At 73.0% G+C, this 17,321-nt stretch carries 17 protein-coding genes; 7 read left to right on the top strand and 10 right to left on the bottom strand.

Annotated features, from left to right (window positions below):
• Nucleotides 1–6: 6 nt before the first annotated feature.
• The 3 genes from ACWEVO_RS09955 to ACWEVO_RS09945 all read right to left on the bottom strand — a co-directional run bounded on the left by ACWEVO_RS09955 (nucleotide 7) and on the right by ACWEVO_RS09945 (nucleotide 2,699).
• A complete protein-coding gene (locus tag ACWEVO_RS09955) occupies nucleotides 7–654 on the bottom strand; it encodes a PepSY domain-containing protein (RefSeq protein ID WP_452307178.1) in 648 nt (215 codons plus the stop codon).
• 78 nt (nucleotides 655–732) lie between these two features.
• The gene (locus ACWEVO_RS09950; protein WP_452307177.1) at nucleotides 733–2,013 is read right to left on the bottom strand and encodes a HAMP domain-containing protein; all 1,281 of its coding nucleotides are present in this window, start codon (nucleotides 2,011–2,013) and stop codon (nucleotides 733–735) included.
• Nucleotides 2,010–2,699, bottom strand: coding sequence for a response regulator transcription factor (locus ACWEVO_RS09945; protein ID WP_452307176.1), 690 nt, complete (start codon nucleotides 2,697–2,699; stop codon nucleotides 2,010–2,012). Before ACWEVO_RS09945 ends, ACWEVO_RS09950 begins: the two co-directional genes overlap by 4 nt.
• 102 nt (nucleotides 2,700–2,801) lie before the next feature.
• On the opposite strand from ACWEVO_RS09945, the gene ACWEVO_RS09940 reads away from it, so the two are divergent.
• From ACWEVO_RS09940 to ACWEVO_RS09930, 3 genes are all read left to right on the top strand, one after another.
• Nucleotides 2,802–3,266 (top strand): septum formation initiator, encoded by a 465-nt coding sequence (locus ACWEVO_RS09940; protein WP_452307175.1) that lies wholly within the window; start codon nucleotides 2,802–2,804, stop codon nucleotides 3,264–3,266.
• Between the two features lie 259 nt (nucleotides 3,267–3,525).
• Entirely contained in the window at nucleotides 3,526–3,918 is a 393-nt protein-coding gene (locus ACWEVO_RS09935) for a cupin domain-containing protein (RefSeq protein WP_452307174.1), read from the top strand.
• Between the two features lie 42 nt (nucleotides 3,919–3,960).
• A complete protein-coding gene (locus ACWEVO_RS09930; protein ID WP_452307173.1) occupies nucleotides 3,961–5,748 on the top strand; it encodes a glycoside hydrolase family 15 protein in 1,788 nt (595 codons plus the stop codon).
• A gap of 5 nt (nucleotides 5,749–5,753) precedes the next feature.
• On the opposite strand, the gene ACWEVO_RS09925 is transcribed toward ACWEVO_RS09930, so the two are convergent.
• The gene (locus ACWEVO_RS09925) at nucleotides 5,754–6,941 is read right to left on the bottom strand and encodes a threonine synthase (RefSeq protein WP_452307172.1); all 1,188 of its coding nucleotides are present in this window, start codon (nucleotides 6,939–6,941) and stop codon (nucleotides 5,754–5,756) included.
• Between the two features lie 8 nt (nucleotides 6,942–6,949).
• Nucleotides 6,950–7,984: a DNA polymerase ligase N-terminal domain-containing protein gene (locus tag ACWEVO_RS09920; protein WP_452307171.1), complete on the bottom strand. Its 1,035-nt coding sequence runs from the start codon at nucleotides 7,982–7,984 to the stop codon at nucleotides 6,950–6,952.
• A 117-nt stretch (nucleotides 7,985–8,101) separates the two neighbouring features.
• Between ACWEVO_RS09920 and ACWEVO_RS09915 the strand changes: the two genes are divergently transcribed.
• Nucleotides 8,102–8,884, top strand: coding sequence for an aldo/keto reductase (locus ACWEVO_RS09915; protein WP_452307170.1), 783 nt, complete (start codon nucleotides 8,102–8,104; stop codon nucleotides 8,882–8,884).
• A 58-nt stretch (nucleotides 8,885–8,942) separates the two neighbouring features.
• Here ACWEVO_RS09915 and ACWEVO_RS09910 read toward each other — a convergent pair whose 3' ends face one another.
• Complete coding sequence (locus ACWEVO_RS09910) at nucleotides 8,943–10,070, bottom strand: GH12 family glycosyl hydrolase domain-containing protein (RefSeq protein ID WP_452307169.1); 1,128 nt, start codon at nucleotides 10,068–10,070, stop codon at nucleotides 8,943–8,945.
• 298 nt (nucleotides 10,071–10,368) lie between these two features.
• Nucleotides 10,369–12,015 (bottom strand): glycosyl hydrolase family 18 protein, encoded by a 1,647-nt coding sequence (locus tag ACWEVO_RS09905; protein WP_452307168.1) that lies wholly within the window; start codon nucleotides 12,013–12,015, stop codon nucleotides 10,369–10,371.
• A gap of 144 nt (nucleotides 12,016–12,159) precedes the next feature.
• Here ACWEVO_RS09905 and ACWEVO_RS09900 point away from each other — a divergent pair, with 144 nt between their 5' ends.
• Nucleotides 12,160–12,648 (top strand): glutathione peroxidase, encoded by a 489-nt coding sequence (locus ACWEVO_RS09900; RefSeq protein ID WP_452307167.1) that lies wholly within the window; start codon nucleotides 12,160–12,162, stop codon nucleotides 12,646–12,648.
• Between the two features lie 94 nt (nucleotides 12,649–12,742).
• Nucleotides 12,743–14,035, top strand: a complete 1,293-nt coding sequence (locus ACWEVO_RS09895; protein WP_452307166.1) for an exo-beta-N-acetylmuramidase NamZ family protein — start codon at nucleotides 12,743–12,745, stop codon at nucleotides 14,033–14,035.
• A gap of 85 nt (nucleotides 14,036–14,120) precedes the next feature.
• On the opposite strand, the gene ACWEVO_RS09890 is transcribed toward ACWEVO_RS09895, so the two are convergent.
• A complete protein-coding gene (locus ACWEVO_RS09890) occupies nucleotides 14,121–14,924 on the bottom strand; it encodes an SGNH/GDSL hydrolase family protein (RefSeq protein WP_452307165.1) in 804 nt (267 codons plus the stop codon).
• Between the two features lie 238 nt (nucleotides 14,925–15,162).
• Between ACWEVO_RS09890 and ACWEVO_RS09885 the strand changes: the two genes are divergently transcribed.
• On the top strand, nucleotides 15,163–15,849 hold the full coding sequence (locus ACWEVO_RS09885; RefSeq protein WP_452307164.1) for an NADPH-dependent F420 reductase: 687 nt from the start codon (nucleotides 15,163–15,165) through the stop codon (nucleotides 15,847–15,849).
• A 175-nt stretch (nucleotides 15,850–16,024) separates the two neighbouring features.
• On the opposite strand, the gene ACWEVO_RS09880 is transcribed toward ACWEVO_RS09885, so the two are convergent.
• Together ACWEVO_RS09880 and proC are read right to left on the bottom strand one after the other, a co-directional pair.
• On the bottom strand, nucleotides 16,025–16,375 hold the full coding sequence (locus ACWEVO_RS09880; protein WP_452307163.1) for a DUF2203 family protein: 351 nt from the start codon (nucleotides 16,373–16,375) through the stop codon (nucleotides 16,025–16,027).
• 81 nt (nucleotides 16,376–16,456) lie between these two features.
• A complete protein-coding gene (gene proC / locus ACWEVO_RS09875; protein WP_452307179.1) occupies nucleotides 16,457–17,275 on the bottom strand; it encodes a pyrroline-5-carboxylate reductase in 819 nt (272 codons plus the stop codon).
• Nucleotides 17,276–17,321: the final 46 nt, after the last annotated feature.

Below are 17,321 nucleotides of genomic sequence, written 5' to 3'. Positions count from 1 at the left end.
CGCGGATCAGTCGTCGCTGCCTGACCGGTCGCCGCCGTGGTCGTCGTGGCGATCGTCGTCGTCGGCGCGGCTGCCGCCGTGGTCGTCGTGGCGATCGTCGTCGTCGGCGCGGCTGCCGCCGTGGTCGTCGGCCCGGTCGTCGTCGCCGGCGCGGGTGCCGCCGTGGTCGTCGGTTCGGTCATCCGTCATGGCACGGGTGCGGTCGCCGCCGTGGTCGTCGGTGGCGGCACGGGTGCGGCCCGCGCTGTCCTCGGCCCGCTTCCGCTCGGTCCCGACCACGGTGCCGTCGCCCCGGTCCACCTTCACCTCGTACCGGACGCCGTCCCGGACGACCTTGACGCTCCACACCGGACGGCCGTGCTCCAGCTCGGCCTCGATCTCCACGACCCGGCCGCCGCCCACCCGGGCCAGCGCGATCCCGCCGGCCCGCTGCCGGCTCACCGGGCCCTCGACGGTGCCGCTCGGCGTGGCCCCGCCGGCGGTCGGGTCGTCGTCGGCGTGCGGGTTGTCGTCGGTGCTCGGACCGACCGTCACGGCGACCGGCGCGGCGGCCGGGGCGGGCCGGTCGGCCGCGCTCGCGCCGAGCGCCGCGCCGGTCACCGCCAGCGCGGCGGTCGCGCCGGCCGCCGCCAGGGCCAGGGAAGTACGTCGCATCATCTCCACCTCTCCTCGGTTGTTCCGAGGATCGGCCGGCGACGGATAGCGGCGCGCTACCCGCGTGCCAAGACTCGATTAAGCCCGCGCTGGCCCGAGCCGGAGCACCACCGCCGCCCCACCGTCCGGGCCGGCGCCCAGCTCCAACCCGCCGCCGCCGGCCCGGGCGGCCCGGTCGGCGATGACCAGCCCGAGGCCCGTCGACCCCGCCCGGCGGGCCCCCCGCCGTACCGCACCGGCCGGCAGGCCGGGCCCCGCGTCGGCGATCGTCAGCGCCACCTGGCCCGCCTCCTCGGGGACGAGCCGGACGGTGAACGGCGTGCCGTCGGGCGTGTGCGCGAAGACGTTGCCCAGCAGGGCGTCCACCGCCGCCGCCAGTTCGTCCCCGCGCACCCCCACTGGGAGCGGGCCGGGCGCGAGGTCGACGGTGACGCTCCGGCCGGTGTCCTCGGCCAGGACCGACCAGAACGCCACCCGCTCGCCCACCACCGCCGCCGCGTCGCAGGCCGCCCCGCCGTCGGGCGTCGCGGTGCGCCAGCGGGCCTGCCGGATGACCCCGGTGACCGCCCGCTCCAGGCCGTCCACCGCCGCGGTGAGCCGGGCCGCGTCCTCCGGGTCGCGCAGCGACTCCGCCTCCAGCCGCAGCACGGTCAGGGGGGTACGCAGCCGGTGTGACAGGTCGGCCACCTGCTCCCGCTCCTCCCGCAGCAGCACCTGGATCCGCCCGGCCAGGTGGTTCAGCGCGCCGGCGACCTCGCGTAGCTCCGCCGGCCCGGCCGGGGCCACCCGGGCGTCCAGTTCGGCGTTGGCCAGCCGGTGCGAGACCGCGGACAGTTCGGTGATCGGCCGGACCAGGGTGCGGGCCAGCCGGTCGGCGACGACCAGCCCGACCAGCACCAGCAGCACACCGAGCGAGGCCAGCACCAGCCAGGCCCGGGCCACTCCGGCGGTGAGCTCCGACCGGGGAACCACGGTGCGGATCACCCCGGTCCCGTCCGGGCGGCCCTGGACCGCGATCACCACCTCCCGGCCGGCGGCCGACTCGGCGGTCAGGCTCTGCCCCCGCGCGGCGAGGGCCACCGCCGGCGTACGGGGCACTGCCGCGCCGAGCACGGTGCCGTCGGGCAGGAACACGGTGACCTGGCGGCCGGACTCCGCGGCGAGCTGCTCGACGGTCAGCCGGATGGTCTCCGGGGTGGCGGTGCCGACCACCGGCACCAGGCTCTGCGCGTCGGCGGTCGCGCGTACCGTGGCCCGGTCGGCGGCCACCGTCCGCACCAGCAGCGCCAGCGGCACCAGGAAGGCGGTCAGCACGAGCACGCTGACGGCCGCCACGAGCAGCGCCAGCCGGCCCCTCACCGCTCGGCTCCGGGGGCGTCCAGGCGTACCCCGACCCCCCGGACGGTGTGCAGGTAGCGCGGTTGCTGGGCGCTCTCGCCGAGCTTGCGGCGCAGCCAGGACAGGTGCACGTCGACGGTCTTGTCGGCGCCGCCGTACGGGATCCGCCAGACCTCGGTGAGCAGCTCCCGCTTGGTGACCACCTGCCCGGGGCGGGCCGCCAGGTGGTGCAGCAGGTCGAACTCGCGCGGGGTCAGCTCGACCGGGGCGCCGTCCAGGGTGACCTGCCGGGACCGGGGGTCGACCCGCAGTCCGCCCACCACCAGCGCCGCCACCCCGGGCTCGCCGGCCGAGCGGCGCAGCACCGCCCGGGCCCGGGCGTCCAGCTGCGCGGCGGTGAACGGCTTCACCAGATAGTCGTCCGCGCCCGCGTCGAGCATCCGGACGACCTCGGTCTCGTCGTCGCGGGCGGTGGCCACGATGACCGGGACGGTGCTGACCGCCCGCAGCATCCGCAGCAGCTCACGACCGTCCAGGTCGGGCAGCCCGAGGTCGAGCACGACGAGGTCGGGTCGGTCGTCCAGCGCGTCGCGCAGGCCCTCCATCGCGGTCGACGCCGCGGCCACCGCGTGGCCACGCTCGCGCAGCGCGCGCAGCAGCGGGGTACGGATCGTCAGGTCGTCCTCGATGAGCAGCAGCCGGGCCACCGTGGCAGGTTAACCGTCCACGCAGTCCGGGCCGGTCCCCGTTAACCCTGCCTTAGCGTTCCCCAGTGCCCGGCCCAAGGTTCCCTCCGGGAGACTCGGGGCATGGGCCGTCACCCGATCCTCACCGCCGTCGGCTGGTTGGCCGCCACCGTCGCCGCCACCCTCGTCGGGCTGGGCGCGATCCAGCTGATCGGGGCCGGCATCACCGGCACCCCGGGCGGCGTCCGGGACCAGCGGGAGGTCGAGCGGGCCCTCGCGTCGCCGGAGCCGGTGCCGTCCACGCCGGACGCCACCCCGTCGCCGACCCGGACGGCCGCCTCGCCGAGCCCGACGGCGACCGGCGCGGCGCGGCGTGGCTTCGGCGACCGGGGCGGCCGCGCGGTGGCCGAGTGCCTGCCGTCCGGCGTGCACCTGGTCTCCTGGGCGCCGGCGCAGGGCTACCGGGTGAAGGAGGTCGAGCGCGGGCCGGACGACCACGTGAAGGTCCGCTTCGTCGGGCCGGACGGTGATCATGAGCTGCGGCTACGCTGCGTCGACGGTGTGCCGGTGTCGGAGGTCCACGACTGAACCGGCGGGTCACGGGGTGCACAGACGAGCGCACGGCGCCGTCCGACCGAAGTCGTAACGTCGCCGCGCTCTGGCCGTCTCCCACCACCGCAGCCGTACGGCGGTACGACAGCAGGGACCTGGCTCGACCGGCCCAGTGGGCACCGGTCCTGGGCAGCAGATGCCCGTCCAGAGGGGATTCAAACCCGGAGCCGGTGGCGAATTCCACCATCTGCGATTCCCGGCGTGACCAGCGGGCCGCACCGGGTATGAGCCCGGCATGGAGCATTTCACGATCGCGACCGTCGCCGAGAAGAGCCCGGACTTCCGCCGGGTGCTCTGGACCGGGCAGCAGACCCAGCTGGTCATCATGACGATCCCGCCGGGTGGGGAGATCGGCGAGGAGGTCCACGAGGGAATCGACCAGATCCTGACCTTCGTCAGCGGGACCGGTGAGGCCCGGGTGGCCGGTGAGAAGAAGGAGGTCGTCGCCGGCGACCTGGTGGTCGTACCGGCCGGCACGAAGCACAACTTCGTCAACACCGGACCCAACCCGCTCGTCCTCTACACCGTCTACGGCCCGCCGGACCACGCCGACGGGGCCGTGCACCGGACCAAGGAGGAAGCCGACGCGGCCGAGGCGGCCGGCCACGACGAACCGCCCACCGCCTGAGCGGGACCGCCTGAACCGGGCGGGCCCGGGTACCCGGGGCGGGTGGCGTACCAGGCGGCGATCTCCGACTACGGATTCCTCTCCGACTGCCGCTCCGGGGCTCTGGTCGGCCGGGACGGCTCGATCGACTGGTGGTGCCCGGACCGGTTCGACTCGCCGGCGGTCTTCGCCCGCCTGCTCGACCCGGCCGCCGGGCACTGGCGGATCGCGCCCCTGGCCGCCGGCCGGGTGGAGCGGGCGTACCGGCCGGACACGCTGGTGCTGCGCACCGTGCACCACACCGCGGAGGGGAGCGTCGCGGTCACCGACGCGCTCGCCGCGGAACTCGGCGCCCGCGGCCACCAGCTGGGCATGAACTCACCCGCCGTGCTGCTCCGCGTGGTCGAGGGGCTCACCGGTCGGGTCCGGATGCACCTCGACTTCGTCCCGCGGCCCGAGTACGGGCTGCTCACCCCGTACCTGCACGACCAGTCCGACGGTGCGGTGCTGGCCACCGCCGGGCCGGTGGCATTGCTGCTGCGCGGCACCGGCCAGGCGCTGCGCCACGACGGCGACCGGGTCAGCCACACCTTCGAGGTCGCCGCCGGCCAGACCGTCGCCTTCGACCTGGCGTACGCCGCGCCGTACCGGGACACGCCGGTCCGGCTGGACCCGCTCGTGGCGCTGAGCGAAACGGTGCACGCATGGGAGGCCTTCCGGGAGTCCCACCACTACCCGGGCCGCTATCCGGCGCAGGTCCGCACCAGCGCCACCGTGCTCACCGGCCTCACCCACGCCCGCAGCGGCGCGGTGGCCGCCGCGCTGACCACGTCGCTGCCCGAGCAGCTCGGCGGCGACCGCAACTACGACTACCGGTACTCCTGGCTGCGCGACTTCTCGATGACCATGCGCGCCCTCTGGGTGGCGGCCTGCCCGGACGAGGCGTCCCGGCTGTTCGCCTGGGCCGCCCGGTCGATCGGCCGGATCGGCGACCAGCCCGTGCCGGTGCTGTTCGGGCTGGAGGGGGAGCGGGACCTCTCCGAGCACGACTGCGTCCACCTGCGCGGCTACGCCGACAGCCCGCCGGTGCGGATCGGCAACGACGCCTGGCGGCAGCGGCAGCTGGACGTGCCCGGCGAGGTGATCGCGGCGGTCTGGCGGCTGCACGACTACCTCGGCGAGACGTTCGAGGAGGAGCTGCGGGAGATGGTGGTCGGGCTGGCCGAGCAGGTCGCGTCGACCTGGCGGCTGCCGGACCGGGGCATGTGGGAGACCCGGGACGTCGAACGGCACTACGTGTCCTCCAAGGCGCTCTGCTGGCTGGCCCTGAACCGGGCGGTGGCGCTGGCCCCCAGGCTCGGGGAGCGGGCCGACCCGCGCCGCTGGGCGGCCATCCGCGACGAGATCCGCGCGACCGTGCTGCGCGAGGGGTGGAACGAGCGGATCGGCGCGTACACCGGCGCGTTCGGCTCGGCGGAACTGGACGCCTCCGCGCTGTTCCTACCGGTGGTCGGCTTCCTGCCGGCCACCGACCCGCGGATGCGGTCCACCATCGACGTGGTCGCGCGGGAGCTGGGCACCGACGACGGCCTGGTACGCCGCTGGAACACCGACCCGGCCGGCTTCGTGCTCTGCTCCTTCTGGCTGGTGGAGTGCCTGGTCCTGGCCGGCGAGCAGGACCGCGCGGCGGCCCTGTTCGAGCAGGTCCTCGGGCACGCCAACGACCTGGGCCTCTACGCCGAGCAGATCGACCTGGACAGCGGCGCGCAGCTCGGCAACACGCCGCAGGCGCTGTCGCACATCGGCCTGATCAACGCCGCCTGGCGGCTGACCGAGCCGACCACCGACTGACCGGCTCACACCGTCGGCGCGTCCGAGACGTCGATCGTCTCCGGGTACTTGATGCCCGCGCCGGTGTTCAGCACCACCACCCGCTCACCGGCCCGGATCCACCCCCCGGCGCGCAGGTGCCGGGCGGCGGTCAGGCAGGCGGCGCCCTCCGGGCAGAGCAGCAGCCCCTCCCGGGCGGCGAAGTCGCGCAGGTCGGCGAGGATCTCCGCGTCGTCGACCGCGATCGCCGTGCCGCTGCTCTCCCGCAGCGCGGTGAGGATCAGCTCGTCGCCGAGCGGGGCCGGCACGGTGATGCCGAACGCCACGGTGTGCGCGTCCGCCCACGGGGTGGCCCGCTCCTCCCCGGCGGCGAAGGCCCGGACGATCGGGGCGCAGCCGGTGGACTGCACCGCGACGAGGCGGGGCAGCTTGTCCTCCACCCAGCCCAGCTCGCGCAGCTCGTGCAGCGCCTTGTGGATGCCGATCAGCCCCACCCCGCCGCCGGTCGGATAGATGATCACGTCGGGCACCTGCCAGCCGAGCTGCTCGACGATCTCGTACCCCATGGTCTTCTTGCCCTCCAGGCGGTAGGGCTCGCGCAGCGTCCCGGCGTCGAAGATCCGGCCGCCCGACTCCGCGACCAGCCGGGCCACCCACCGGCCGGCGTCGCTGATCAGCCCGTCCACCAGCCGCAGGTCCGCCCCGGCCGCCCGGCACTCCCGCCGGCAGATGACCGGCGCGTCCAGCGGCATGGCGATGGTGGCGCCCATCCCGGCCCGCGCCGCGTACGTCGCCCAGGCCGCTCCGGCGTTGCCGTTGGTCGGCATGGCGATCCGCTCCACGCCCAGCTCCCGGGCCCGGCTCACGCCGACCGCCGCGCCCCGGGCCTTGAACGACCCGGTCGGGGTCAGCCCCTCGTCCTTCACGATCAGGTCCGGGATCCCGATCTCCTGGCCGTACCCGGGGGCGCGCAGCAGCGGCGTCCAGCCCTCGCCCAGCGTGGTCACGAACCGGGGATCGGCCACCGGCAGCAGCTCGCGGTAGCGCCACAGGTCGGCCGGGCGCAGGCCGAACTGCTCCGGGGTCAGCGACGCGGCCACCGCCGCCAGGTCGTAGCGGGCCAGCAGCGGCGACCCGCAGTCGCACAGGTTCTGCAGCTTGTCCGCCGGACGTTCGAGACCGCAGCGCGGGCATTCCAGGTGCGTGAGGTACACGGCGCTCCTCAGCTGGCGTCGATGCTCAGCCAGTGCCGGCTGCGCCGGCCCGGCTCGTACGGGGAGTCGAGGCGCTTGGCCAGCACTCCCGGGAGCCCCTGTTCACGGGCGGCCCGCAGGGCGTCCGCGCCGACGCCCGGGAACCACGGCGGAGTCTGCCAGTGCCCACCGGTGAGCGCCAGACCGTCGAGCAGTTCGCGGCGCTGCGCGTACGGCAGGTCGGTGCAGGGCGCGCCCTCCAGCCAGAGCAGGTCCACGGCGAGGAACTGGCCGTCCCGCTTGCTGGGCGGGTGCACCCGGCCGGCCGGGTCGATCCGGACCAGCACGCCGTCCAGCACCGCCTCGGTCGGGGCCAGCGCCTCGGCCATGCCACGCAGCCACGGGTACGCCCCGCTGATCTCCTCGTCGGCCGCGTCGAGCAGCCGCAGCCGGCCGCCGGAGACGTACGCCATCGCCCGGAGCCCGTCCCAGCGCAGCTCGTACCCCCAGGCGTCGGCGTCCTTCGGCAGCCGCTTGCCGACCGTGGCGTGCATCGGGCGCACCAGCTCCGGCATCGCCGTCCAGCCCGCCGGGGCCGGATCGGTGCGCCGGACCATCCAGTCCCGGCCCCGGCCGCCGGTGGCGAAGAGCACGTACCGGCCCCGGGTCCGACGCCCGTCGAGCACCACGATCACCTCGTCGTCGCGCCACTTCTCCGCGCGGTAGGTCCCGGTGTCGTGGATGGTCATCTTCCCGCCGCCGTACTCGCCGGCCGGGATCTCGCCGTGGAAGGTGAGGTACTCCATCGGGTGGTCCTCGGTGTGCACGGCGAGGTGGTTGCGGCCGGGGTCGCGGGGCAGGCCGCGCGGCACCGCCCAGGAGGCCAGCACGCCGTCGTGCTCCAGTCGCAGGTCCCAGTGCAGGCTGCGGGCGTGGTGCTGCTGGATGACGAACCGCGGCCTGCGGCGGGAGGCCCGCTTCCGCTCCCGGGCCGGTTCCGGCACCGGCTCCGGGGTACGCGCCGCGTCCCGTTTCCGCCGGTACTCCTCCAGCCGGTCGCCCACCCCCGCATTCTGCGGCACATCCGGCCCGATCGCCCGGTTCCCGGCCCTTCCGTCCCTTTCCCCGGCCTCCGGCGCGCCGCCGGCATGGCCGCGGCGATCACGGGTAGAAGCGTCGGTATGGACCTCGACCAGCCCACCGTTCCCCTTTCCGGCGACGTGCGGATGCCGCTGCTCGGCTTCGGCACCTGGCAGGCCACCGGCCAGGCCGGGTACGACGCGGTGCTCGCCGCCCTGGACGCCGGTTACCGGCACATCGACACCGCCACGATGTACGGCAACGAGAAGGAGGTCGGCCGGGCGGTCAAGGAGAGCGGGCTGCGCCGCGAGGACGTGTTCATCACCACGAAGCTGCCGCCCGAGCGGATCGGCCGGGAGCGGGCGACGATCGAGGCGAGCCTGGCCGCCCTGGACACCGATTACGTCGACCTGTGGCTGATCCACTGGCCGCCGTCGTCGCCGGGGGACAGCATCCCGGCGTGGCGCGAACTGCTGGCCGCCCGGGACGAGAACCTGACCCGGACCGTCGGGGTCAGCAACTACTCGATCGCGCAGATCGACGAGCTGATCCAGGCCACCGAGGAGACCCCCGCGGTCAACCAGATCCGCTGGAGCCCGACGCTGTACGACCGCCAGGTGCACGCCGCGCACAAGGACCGCGGGGTGGTGCTGGAGGGTTACAGCCCGTTCAAGACCACGGACCTGTCCGATCCGGTGCTGGTGCGGATCGCCCAGGCGCACGACGTCTCGCCGGCGCAGGTGGTGCTTCGCTGGCACATCGACCACGAGATCGTGGTCATCCCCAAGTCGGTCACCCCGGACCGGATCCGGGCCAACGCCGACGTCTTCGGCTTCTCGCTGACCGCCGAGGAGATGCGCGACATCGACGCCCTCGGCGGCTGACGCGCGCCGGCAGGGGGCGCGGTCCGGGTGGACCACGCCCCCGTCGGCACTCCGGCGATCAGACCTTCGTGCAGGTCACGCCGTTGAGCGAGAAGCTGCTCGGCGAGCTGTACGTGCCGCTCAGCGTCCCCTGGTAGCCGAAGCTGGTGGAGGCACCCGGTGACAGCGTGCCGTTGTAGTCGAGGTTCTTCGCGGTCACCGCGGACCCGCTCTGGGTGACCGTGGCGTTCCAGGCGCTGGTGATGGTCTGCCCGGCGGGCAGGTTGTAGGTGAGCGTCCAGCCGTTGATGGTGCTGGAGCCGGTGTTGGTGATCTGGACGTCGGCGGTGAAGCCGTTGTTCCACGCGTTCGGGGTGTACTTCACCGAGCACCCGTTGCCGGTGGGCGGAGCAGTGGTCGGCGGGGCCGTCGTCGGCGGCGGGGTGCTGCCGGTGTTGACGCTCTGCGAGAACGAGTTGACCGCCAGGCCGACGCCGCCCTGCCAGGGCTCGAAGCCGGCCTGGATGCTGGTCAGGTACCAGTCGCTGGTGATCGCGCCCCGGCTGCGGGTGTCGTTGATGAACGCCATGACGTCGAAGCTCATGCTGGGCACCGCCGACGGCGCGACGTACGAGATGACGTTGTTCGAGCCGTTGCTGCCGCGCCAGACCTCCCAGGTCCGGCCGGCGATGCTGGCGTTGCCGACCACCGAGCCGATGGGCTGGATCGAGCCCTGCCGGTTGAGCCAGATCATGATCTCCATCTGGTTCACCCCGTCCTTCTTGGGCGTGGGGTCGAGCCAGATGTCGTAGGAGGCGTCGTAGATCGCGCCGCCGACGTAGTTGTAGCTGATGCTGCTCGGCGCGCTGCTGATGTTCTTCACCTGGACCGGCAGGTTGGTGCCGGGGGAGCAGTTGGTGTAGTGACAGCCCACGAAGATCGACGGGTACGAGACCGGCGCGCCGCTGGTGGAGCCGACGCCGTCCTGCCGGGTGATGGAGAAGCCGGTCGAGGTCACGTTGATGCACTGCTGGGCGCTGGTGCCCCAGCGGTTGTTCTGCACGACGTACTTGCCGCCGATGGTGGTCGACCCGTACTGGTCGCAGATCTGGGTGTCGGCGGAGGCGCTGCCGCCGAGGATGACGGCGACGATCGAGCCGGCGGCCAGCAGACCGGCGGCCGCGATGGCCCTCAGTGGACGCTTCATGATGCTCCTTGGCTGCGGCGCGATGCGCCGGGGACGGGTGGAGAGGTACGTGCGGGAGCGCTCCCATGTTCAGAGCAACACATTTACATGGTTGAAACCGTTGCGCAACGGTACGGACCAAGTCGATCTCCACGAACACGATGCGTGGGAGCTCGTTGTCGCAGCGTGCTCCCGCTTTCCTCCGGTCGGCGCGGGACTCCCTCCGGCGGGACTCCCGCCAGACGCCGAGCAGCGACCGCGCCAGAGCCGATACGGTGCGGCCCCTCCCCGCCGGGTGGGTGGTGCGTCGGCCCTCGGCTCAGCCGAGACCGCCCTTGATGGCGCTGATCAGCTCACCGTTGCCGGTGTCACCGGAGAGCTCCCAGAAGAACGCGCCACCGAGGCCCTGGTTGTTCGCGTACGTCATCTTGCCGCCGATGGTCGCCGGGGTGTCGTAGCTCCACCAGTTCGAGCCGCACTTGGCGTACGCGGTGCCGGCGACGGTGCCGGTCGCCGGGCAGGTGCCCTTGAGCACCTTGTAGTCCTCGATGCCCTGTTCGTAGGTGCCGGGCGCCGGGCCGGTGGCGGTCCCGCCCGGGGCGGTCTGGGTGACCCCGGTCCAGCCCCGGCCGTAGAAGCCGATGCCGAGCAGCAGCTTGTCCGACGGGATGCCCTTGGACTTGAGCTTCTGGATCGCCGCGTCGGACCAGAACCCCTGCTGCGGGATGCCGGTGTACGAGGTGAGCGGCGAGTGTGGCGCGGTCGGGCCCTGGGCCGCCCAGGCGCCGAAGTAGTCGTACGTCATGGGCATGAACCAGTTGAGGTACGGCGCCGCACCGGCGTAGTCGGTGGCGTCGATCTTGCCGCCGCTGCTGCCGTCGGCGGTGATCGCCGCGGTGACCAGGAAGCTGGAGCCGAACTTGGTCCGCAGCGCGCTGATCACGTTCTTGAAGGCGTTCGGGCCGCTGGCGTCGCACTGGAGGCCGCACGCGTTCGGGTACTCCCAGTCGATGTCGATGCCGTCGAAGACGTCGGCCCAGCGGGAGTCCTTGATCAGCGCGTAGCAGGAGTCGGCGAACGCCGCCGGGTTCTGCGCGGCCTGGGTGAAGCCGGCCGACCAGGTCCACCCGCCGAAGGACCAGATCACCTTCAGGTTCGGGTACATCTTCTTCAGCTTGCGGAGCTGGTTGAAGTTGCCGCGCAGCGGCTGGTCCCAGGTGTCGGCCACGCCGTCCACGCTGTCCGCGGCGGTGTACGCCTTGTCGTAGTCCGCGTAGCTGTCACCGATGCTGCACCGGCCGCCGGTGGTGTTGCCGAAGGCGTACAGCAGGTGGGTCATCTTGGCGGCGGACCCGCTGGTGTGGACGTTCTTCACGTGGTAGTTGCGCCCGTAGACGCCCCACTCGGTGAAGTAGCCGACCACCTTCTTGCCGCCCGAGGGCGGCGGGGTGGTGGGGGGCGGGGTGGTCGGCGGCGGGGTGGTGGGCGACACCGTCGGCGACGGGGTCGGGGACGCGGTGGGCGAGGTGGTCGGGGACGGGGCGGTGGTGGTCGGGGTGCCCCCGCCGGCGCAGGAGCCGCCGTTCACCGTGCAGTTCAGCGGCGCCGCGTACGGCCCGGTGCCGTTGTAGCCCCAGCTGAAGCTGGCTCCGGGGGCGAGCGGCCCGGCCCAGCTCTTCTTGACCGCCACGTAGTGGTTGCCGCTGCTGGTCACGTCGGCGTCCCAGAAGCTGCTGATCGTCGTGCCGGCCGGCAGGTCGAACTCGATGCGCCAGGTGTCCACGCTGGCGCTGGTGCCGTTGGTGACGGTCACCTTCGCCTCGTGACCGGTCCCCCAGTCCTGCACTTTGGCGAAGGTGGCGGTCACACTGCCCGCGGCGGAGGCGGTCGCCAGAGGCATCGCCGCGGCCACCAGCGCGACCACGGCGCCGGTGGCCCAGAGGGCCCGGCGGAACGATCTCTTCATACGGCGTCTCCCTATTAGTTAGGAAACTTTCCTTATTGAATGCTGAGACGCTACTCACGCCGTCATCAGTTCGTCAAGATGTAGATGCTTCGATCCCTTGCGGTCCGGCACCGGGTCCCGCCGCGGGACGCGTAGCCTCGGCGCATGAGCGTTTTCGACGTACCGATCAACGCCCTCGCCGGCGGCCCGGCGGACCTCGCGCAGTACCGGGGCCGCGCCCTGCTGGTGGTCAACGTGGCCTCGCGGTGCGGGCTGACCCCCCAGTACGCCGGCCTCCAGGCCCTCGCCGACACGTACGCGGACCGGGGCCTCACCGTGCTCGGCGTGCCGTGCAACCAGTTCGCCGGACAGGAGCCCGGCACGGCCGCCGAGATCGAGGAGTTCTGCCAGGTCAACTACGGGGTGACCTTCCCGCTGACGGAGAAGGTCGACGTCAACGGCCCGGACCGGCACCCGCTCTACGCGGAACTGGTGTCCACCCCGGACGCCGAGGGACACACCGGCGACATCCGGTGGAACTTCGAGAAGTTCCTGGTCGCGCCGGACGGCAGCGTGGCGGCCCGGTTCGCCCCGCAGGTCACCCCGGACTCCCCCGACCTGCGAACCGCGATCGAGAAGGTGCTGCCGAGCTGACCCCGACCGGCGCGGGGTCATGTAGGGAACCTTCCTTGACCACACATTGAGCTGTAGCTAAGTTTCAATGACCTCGCCGAGGAGGAGGTCATTGATGGAGCGCAGAAGGTTTCTGGCCGGTGCCGGCGCGGCCGCCGCGGGCGCGGTCGCCGCGGCGGCCCCCGGCACGCCGGCGTCCGCCGTACCCGGCATCCGACGGGTGGCGACCGGCCTGGACGTGCTGGTCGAATCCGGGTTCGCCGCACTCGCCGGCCAGCGGGTGGGGGTGGTGTCCAATCCCACCGGCGTCGACTCGGCGTACCGGCACCTGGTCGACCTCATGCACGGCTCGGGCAGCGTGCAGGTCGTCGCGGCGTTCGGTCCCGAGCACGGATTCCGTGGCTCGGCGCAGGCCGGCGGCAGCGAGGGCACCGGGACGGACGCCCGCACCGGTATCACCGTCTACGACGCCTACGGCGCCGGCCAGGCCAAGTGGGAGAGCCTGTTCACCCAGGCCCAGGTGGACACGGTCGTCTTCGACATCCAGGATGTCGGCGCCCGCTTCTACACGTACATCTGGACGATGTACACCTCGATGGCCGCGGCGGCCCGGGTCGGCAAGCGGTACGTCGTCCTCGACCGGCCCAACCCGGTCGGCGGGCGGGCGTACGGCCCGATGATGACCCCCGGGTACACCTCGGGCGTGGGGCTGAAGGAGATCGTCCAGCAACACGGCATGACCGTGGGCGAGCTGGCCCGGCTCTTCAACGCGGAGTTCCTCCCCGTCGACGCCGGACGGCCGGTCGAGCTGGAGGTGGTGCGGTGCCGCAAGTGGAAGCGTGATCTGCTCGCCGCCGACACCGACCTGCCCTGGGTGATGCCCAGCCCCAACATGCCCACGCCCGACACCGCCCTGGTCTACCCCGGCACCTGCCTCTTCGAGGGGGTCGCCTCGATCACCGAGGGGCGGGGCACCTGCCGGCCGTTCGAGCTGATCGGCGGGCTGGCCGGCGACTTCGACCACCACTGGGGGGACCGCCTCAACGCCCGGGGGCTGCCGGGCGTCGAGTTCCGCGAGGCGTACTTCTCGCCGACCTCGGCGGGGCAGAAGCCGGCCCTGCTGAACAAGCTCTGCGCCGGCGTCGAGATCAAGGTCGTCGACCGGGCCGCCTACGACCCGATCCGCACCGCGGTGGCCATGCTGGTGGAGGCGCGGAGATACCCGGCGTTCGCGTGGCGGTTCGACTCGTACGACACGGCCCGGCCGTACTGGGTGGACAAGCTGACCGGCTCGCCCCGGCTCCGCACGATGATCGACGCGGGCGCCGACGTGGACGACGTGATCGGCGCCTGGGCCGACGAGCTGTCCGCCTTCGAACAGCGGCGGCGCCCGTACCTGCTCTACTGACGGCGCCCGTCGCCGTACCGGCCCGGCCGACCCACGGCTCCCCCGCTCCCGCCCGCCACGCGGACGGGAGCGGGGACGCGGCCGGTCAGCCCGCGACGGACTTGAAGACCGGGTAGTAGCCGCCGGACTGGCCCGCGGCCGTCGGGTGGTACGAGATGGTCAGGTTGAGGTAGTTCAACGCGTGCAGCCACTTGTCGCCGTAGCTGCAGAGCTGGTGGCCCACGAAGATCGAGCGCACGTCGGCGAACTGGAAGCCGGCCGAGGTGGCGGCCGTCCTGGTGATGTCGTCGAGCAGGTTGATGCCCTCGTTGATCTTCGCCCGGGAGGTCGCGCTGAGCCCGACGCAGATCGTGCCGAGCTGGTAGAAGACCGGGTAGCCGACGACCACCACGCGGGCGTTGGGCGAGCGGCTCCTGATGCCGTTGTAGACGTTGGCCAGCTTGCCGGGCAGCTCGGTCCGGGCCTTGTCCTCGGCGGCCTGCACGGCGGCCACGCACTGCGTCTCGCCCTGGAGCACGCAGGTGGACATGATGTTGGAGAAGCCGACGTCGTTTCCGCCGACCGTGACGCTGACCAGGGTGGTGGTCGACGAGAGCGCGGAGAGTTGGCTGTTGATGACCGTGGCGGTGGTCGCGCCCGAGCAGGCCACCGAGACGTACGAGGCCGGCTTGATGTTGGTGTTGTAGAGCGCGGGGTAGGCGTTGGTGCTGCGCATACAGGACCCGCTCTCCGCGGTGTAGCTGTCGGCGCCGACGCCCGAGGCGTACGAGTCGCCGAGCGCGACGTACCGGTCGGTGGCGGCGGCCTGGGCGGGGGCGGCCTGCATCAGCATGACGCCGAGGGACGAGGCCAACGTCAGGGCGAGGGTGGCAAGACGAGATCTCCGCACGTCGCACTCCTGGGGGTGGGAAGTGGTGGTGGGAGATAGATATCAATAGATCAGACACCGACGGAAGATCATCAATTCGCGGAGGGTGCCGATAGACGCTAATAGCTACAAATCACTGCCGACCGGCGCCGGCGCCGTGAAGGATTCCGCCATCACTGTCCGTTGTCGATCCTTCGGGGCGGGCAACCTACCGGCACGGTCGGGAATGCCGGCCGCCGGCGATCGGTTGGCACCGGACATGACGACTGTGGGACTGATCGGCAGCGGCAACATCGGCGGCACGGTGGCCCGACTCGCGGTGGCCGCGGGTCACGACGTGGTGCTCAGCAACTCACGCGGCCCGGAGACGCTCAAGGAACTGGTCGACGAGCTGGGCCCCCGGGCGCGGGCGGCCACCCCGGCCGACGCCGCGGCGGCCGGTGACCTGGTGGTGGTCACCATCCCGCTGCGGGCCTACCGGGAGGTGCCGGCCGGACCGCTGGCCGGCAAGGTGGTCATCGACACCAACAACTACTACCCGGAGCGGGACGGCCGGTTCCCGGAGCTGGACGACGAGTCGACCACCACCAGCGAGCTGCTCCAGCGACACCTGCCCGACGCGCGGGTGGTCAAGGCCTTCAACAACATCTTCTTCCGGCACCTGCTCGCCCTGGCCCGGCCGGCGGGCGCGGCGGACCGTACCGCCCTGCCCATCGCCGGTGACGACGCCGCGGCCAAGGACACCGTCACCGCCTTCCTCGACTCCATCGGCTACGACGCGGTCGACGTGGGCCCGCTCGCGGAGGGCTGGCGGTTCCAGCGCGACACCAGCGCGTACGCCGCCCTCTACGCGGCCGACCCGGCGGACTGGGACCGGCCGGCCCCGGTGGACGCCGCCACGCTGCGGGCCGCGCTGGCCGCCGCCCGCCGCTACGCCGTCAGCTGACCGGCCGGCCCGGAGGGTGGGCCCGCCCGCCCTCCGGGCCGCACGTCGTCGCCCGCGCGCCCGTCGACCGGCCCCCGCTCGCGGCATGGCGGGGTGTCCAGGGCCGCGGACGCCCCGGGTTCACGGCATGTCGAGTGGATCAAGCGGGCCAGGGCATCGCCCCGCCCGCGCCGGATCAGACCGGACGGCGGCCGGCGAAGCCGCACTCGGCCCGGTGGTACCAGCGCACGTCGTCGTCCCCCTCCAGCCAGCACCAGAGCACGGCACGGCCGTCCCGCTCACCGGGGAAGTCGAGCAGCACCGGGGCGATGCCCTTGACCTGGATGTCGTGCTGGTGCAGCTCCTCCAGCACCGCGTGCAGCCGTGCCTCCAGGGCCTTCAGCTCGGCCCGCCCGCCCAGCACGCTGACCCCGTGCTCGGCCAGGTCGGCACGCAGCTCGGCCAGGTCGGCCCGGAGCCGGATCAGCTCGTCGACGCGCGGTCGCAGGGTGGCCGCCAGGTGCCGCGCCTGGGCGAGAGTGAACACCGCGCCAGTATGCGGCACGATCCGGTCCGTCGAGGTTCCCCGGGCCGGCGCCGTGGAGTGGATCGACGCGGGCGGCCCGGCTCAGTCGGCCTGGGCGGCCAGCTCGCGGGCGCGGTCCCGGGCCGCCTCCAGCGCCGCCAGCATGGCCGCGCGGACGCCGTGGTTCTCCAGCTCGCGGATGGCGGAGATGGTGGTGCCGGCCGGCGAGGTGACCGCCTCGCGCAGCTTCACCGGGTGCTCACCGGAGTCGCGCAGCATCACCGCCGAGCCGATGGCGGTCTGCACGATCAGCTCGTGCGCCACCTGGCGCGGCAGCCCGAGCAGGATGCCGGCGTCGATCATGGCCTCGACCAGCAGGTAGAAGTAGGCGGGACCGGAGCCGGAGAGGGCGGTGACCGCGTCCTGCTGCGACTCGGGCACCCGGATGGTGGCGCCGAGCGGCTTGAACATGTCCTCGGCCAACGCCAGGTGCGCCCCGGTGGCGTGGGCGCCGGCGGAGATGGCGCTCATCGCCTCGTCGACCAGCGCCGGGGTGTTGGTCATCACCCGCACGACCGGGGTGCCCTCGGGCAGCCGCCGGTTGAAGAAGCTGGTGGGCAGGCCGGCGCAGAGCGAGATGAGCAGCTTGTCGGCCGGCACCTTGGGGCCGATCTCGTCCAGCAGCGCCCCCGCGTCCTGCGGTTTGACCGAGACGGCGAGCACCTCCGCCTCGTCCACCGCGATGAGGTTGTCCACCACCCGGACGCCGTACCGGGCGGTCAGCTCCTCGGCGCGGGCGGGCCGCCGGGCGGTGGCGAGCAGCCGCTCCACCGGCCAGCCGGAGCGGAGCAGCCCGGAGAGCATCAGCTCGCCGATCTTGCCGGCGCCGATCACCGCGACGGTGTGCACCTCGGGTGCCATGAACGCGTACCCCTCTCGCCTCGCGGCGGGGCGCGGCGGCCCGGCC

The organism is Micromonospora sp. NPDC003776 (assembly GCF_053605645.1).
This window is presented reverse-complemented; position numbering and strand designations above follow the sequence as displayed.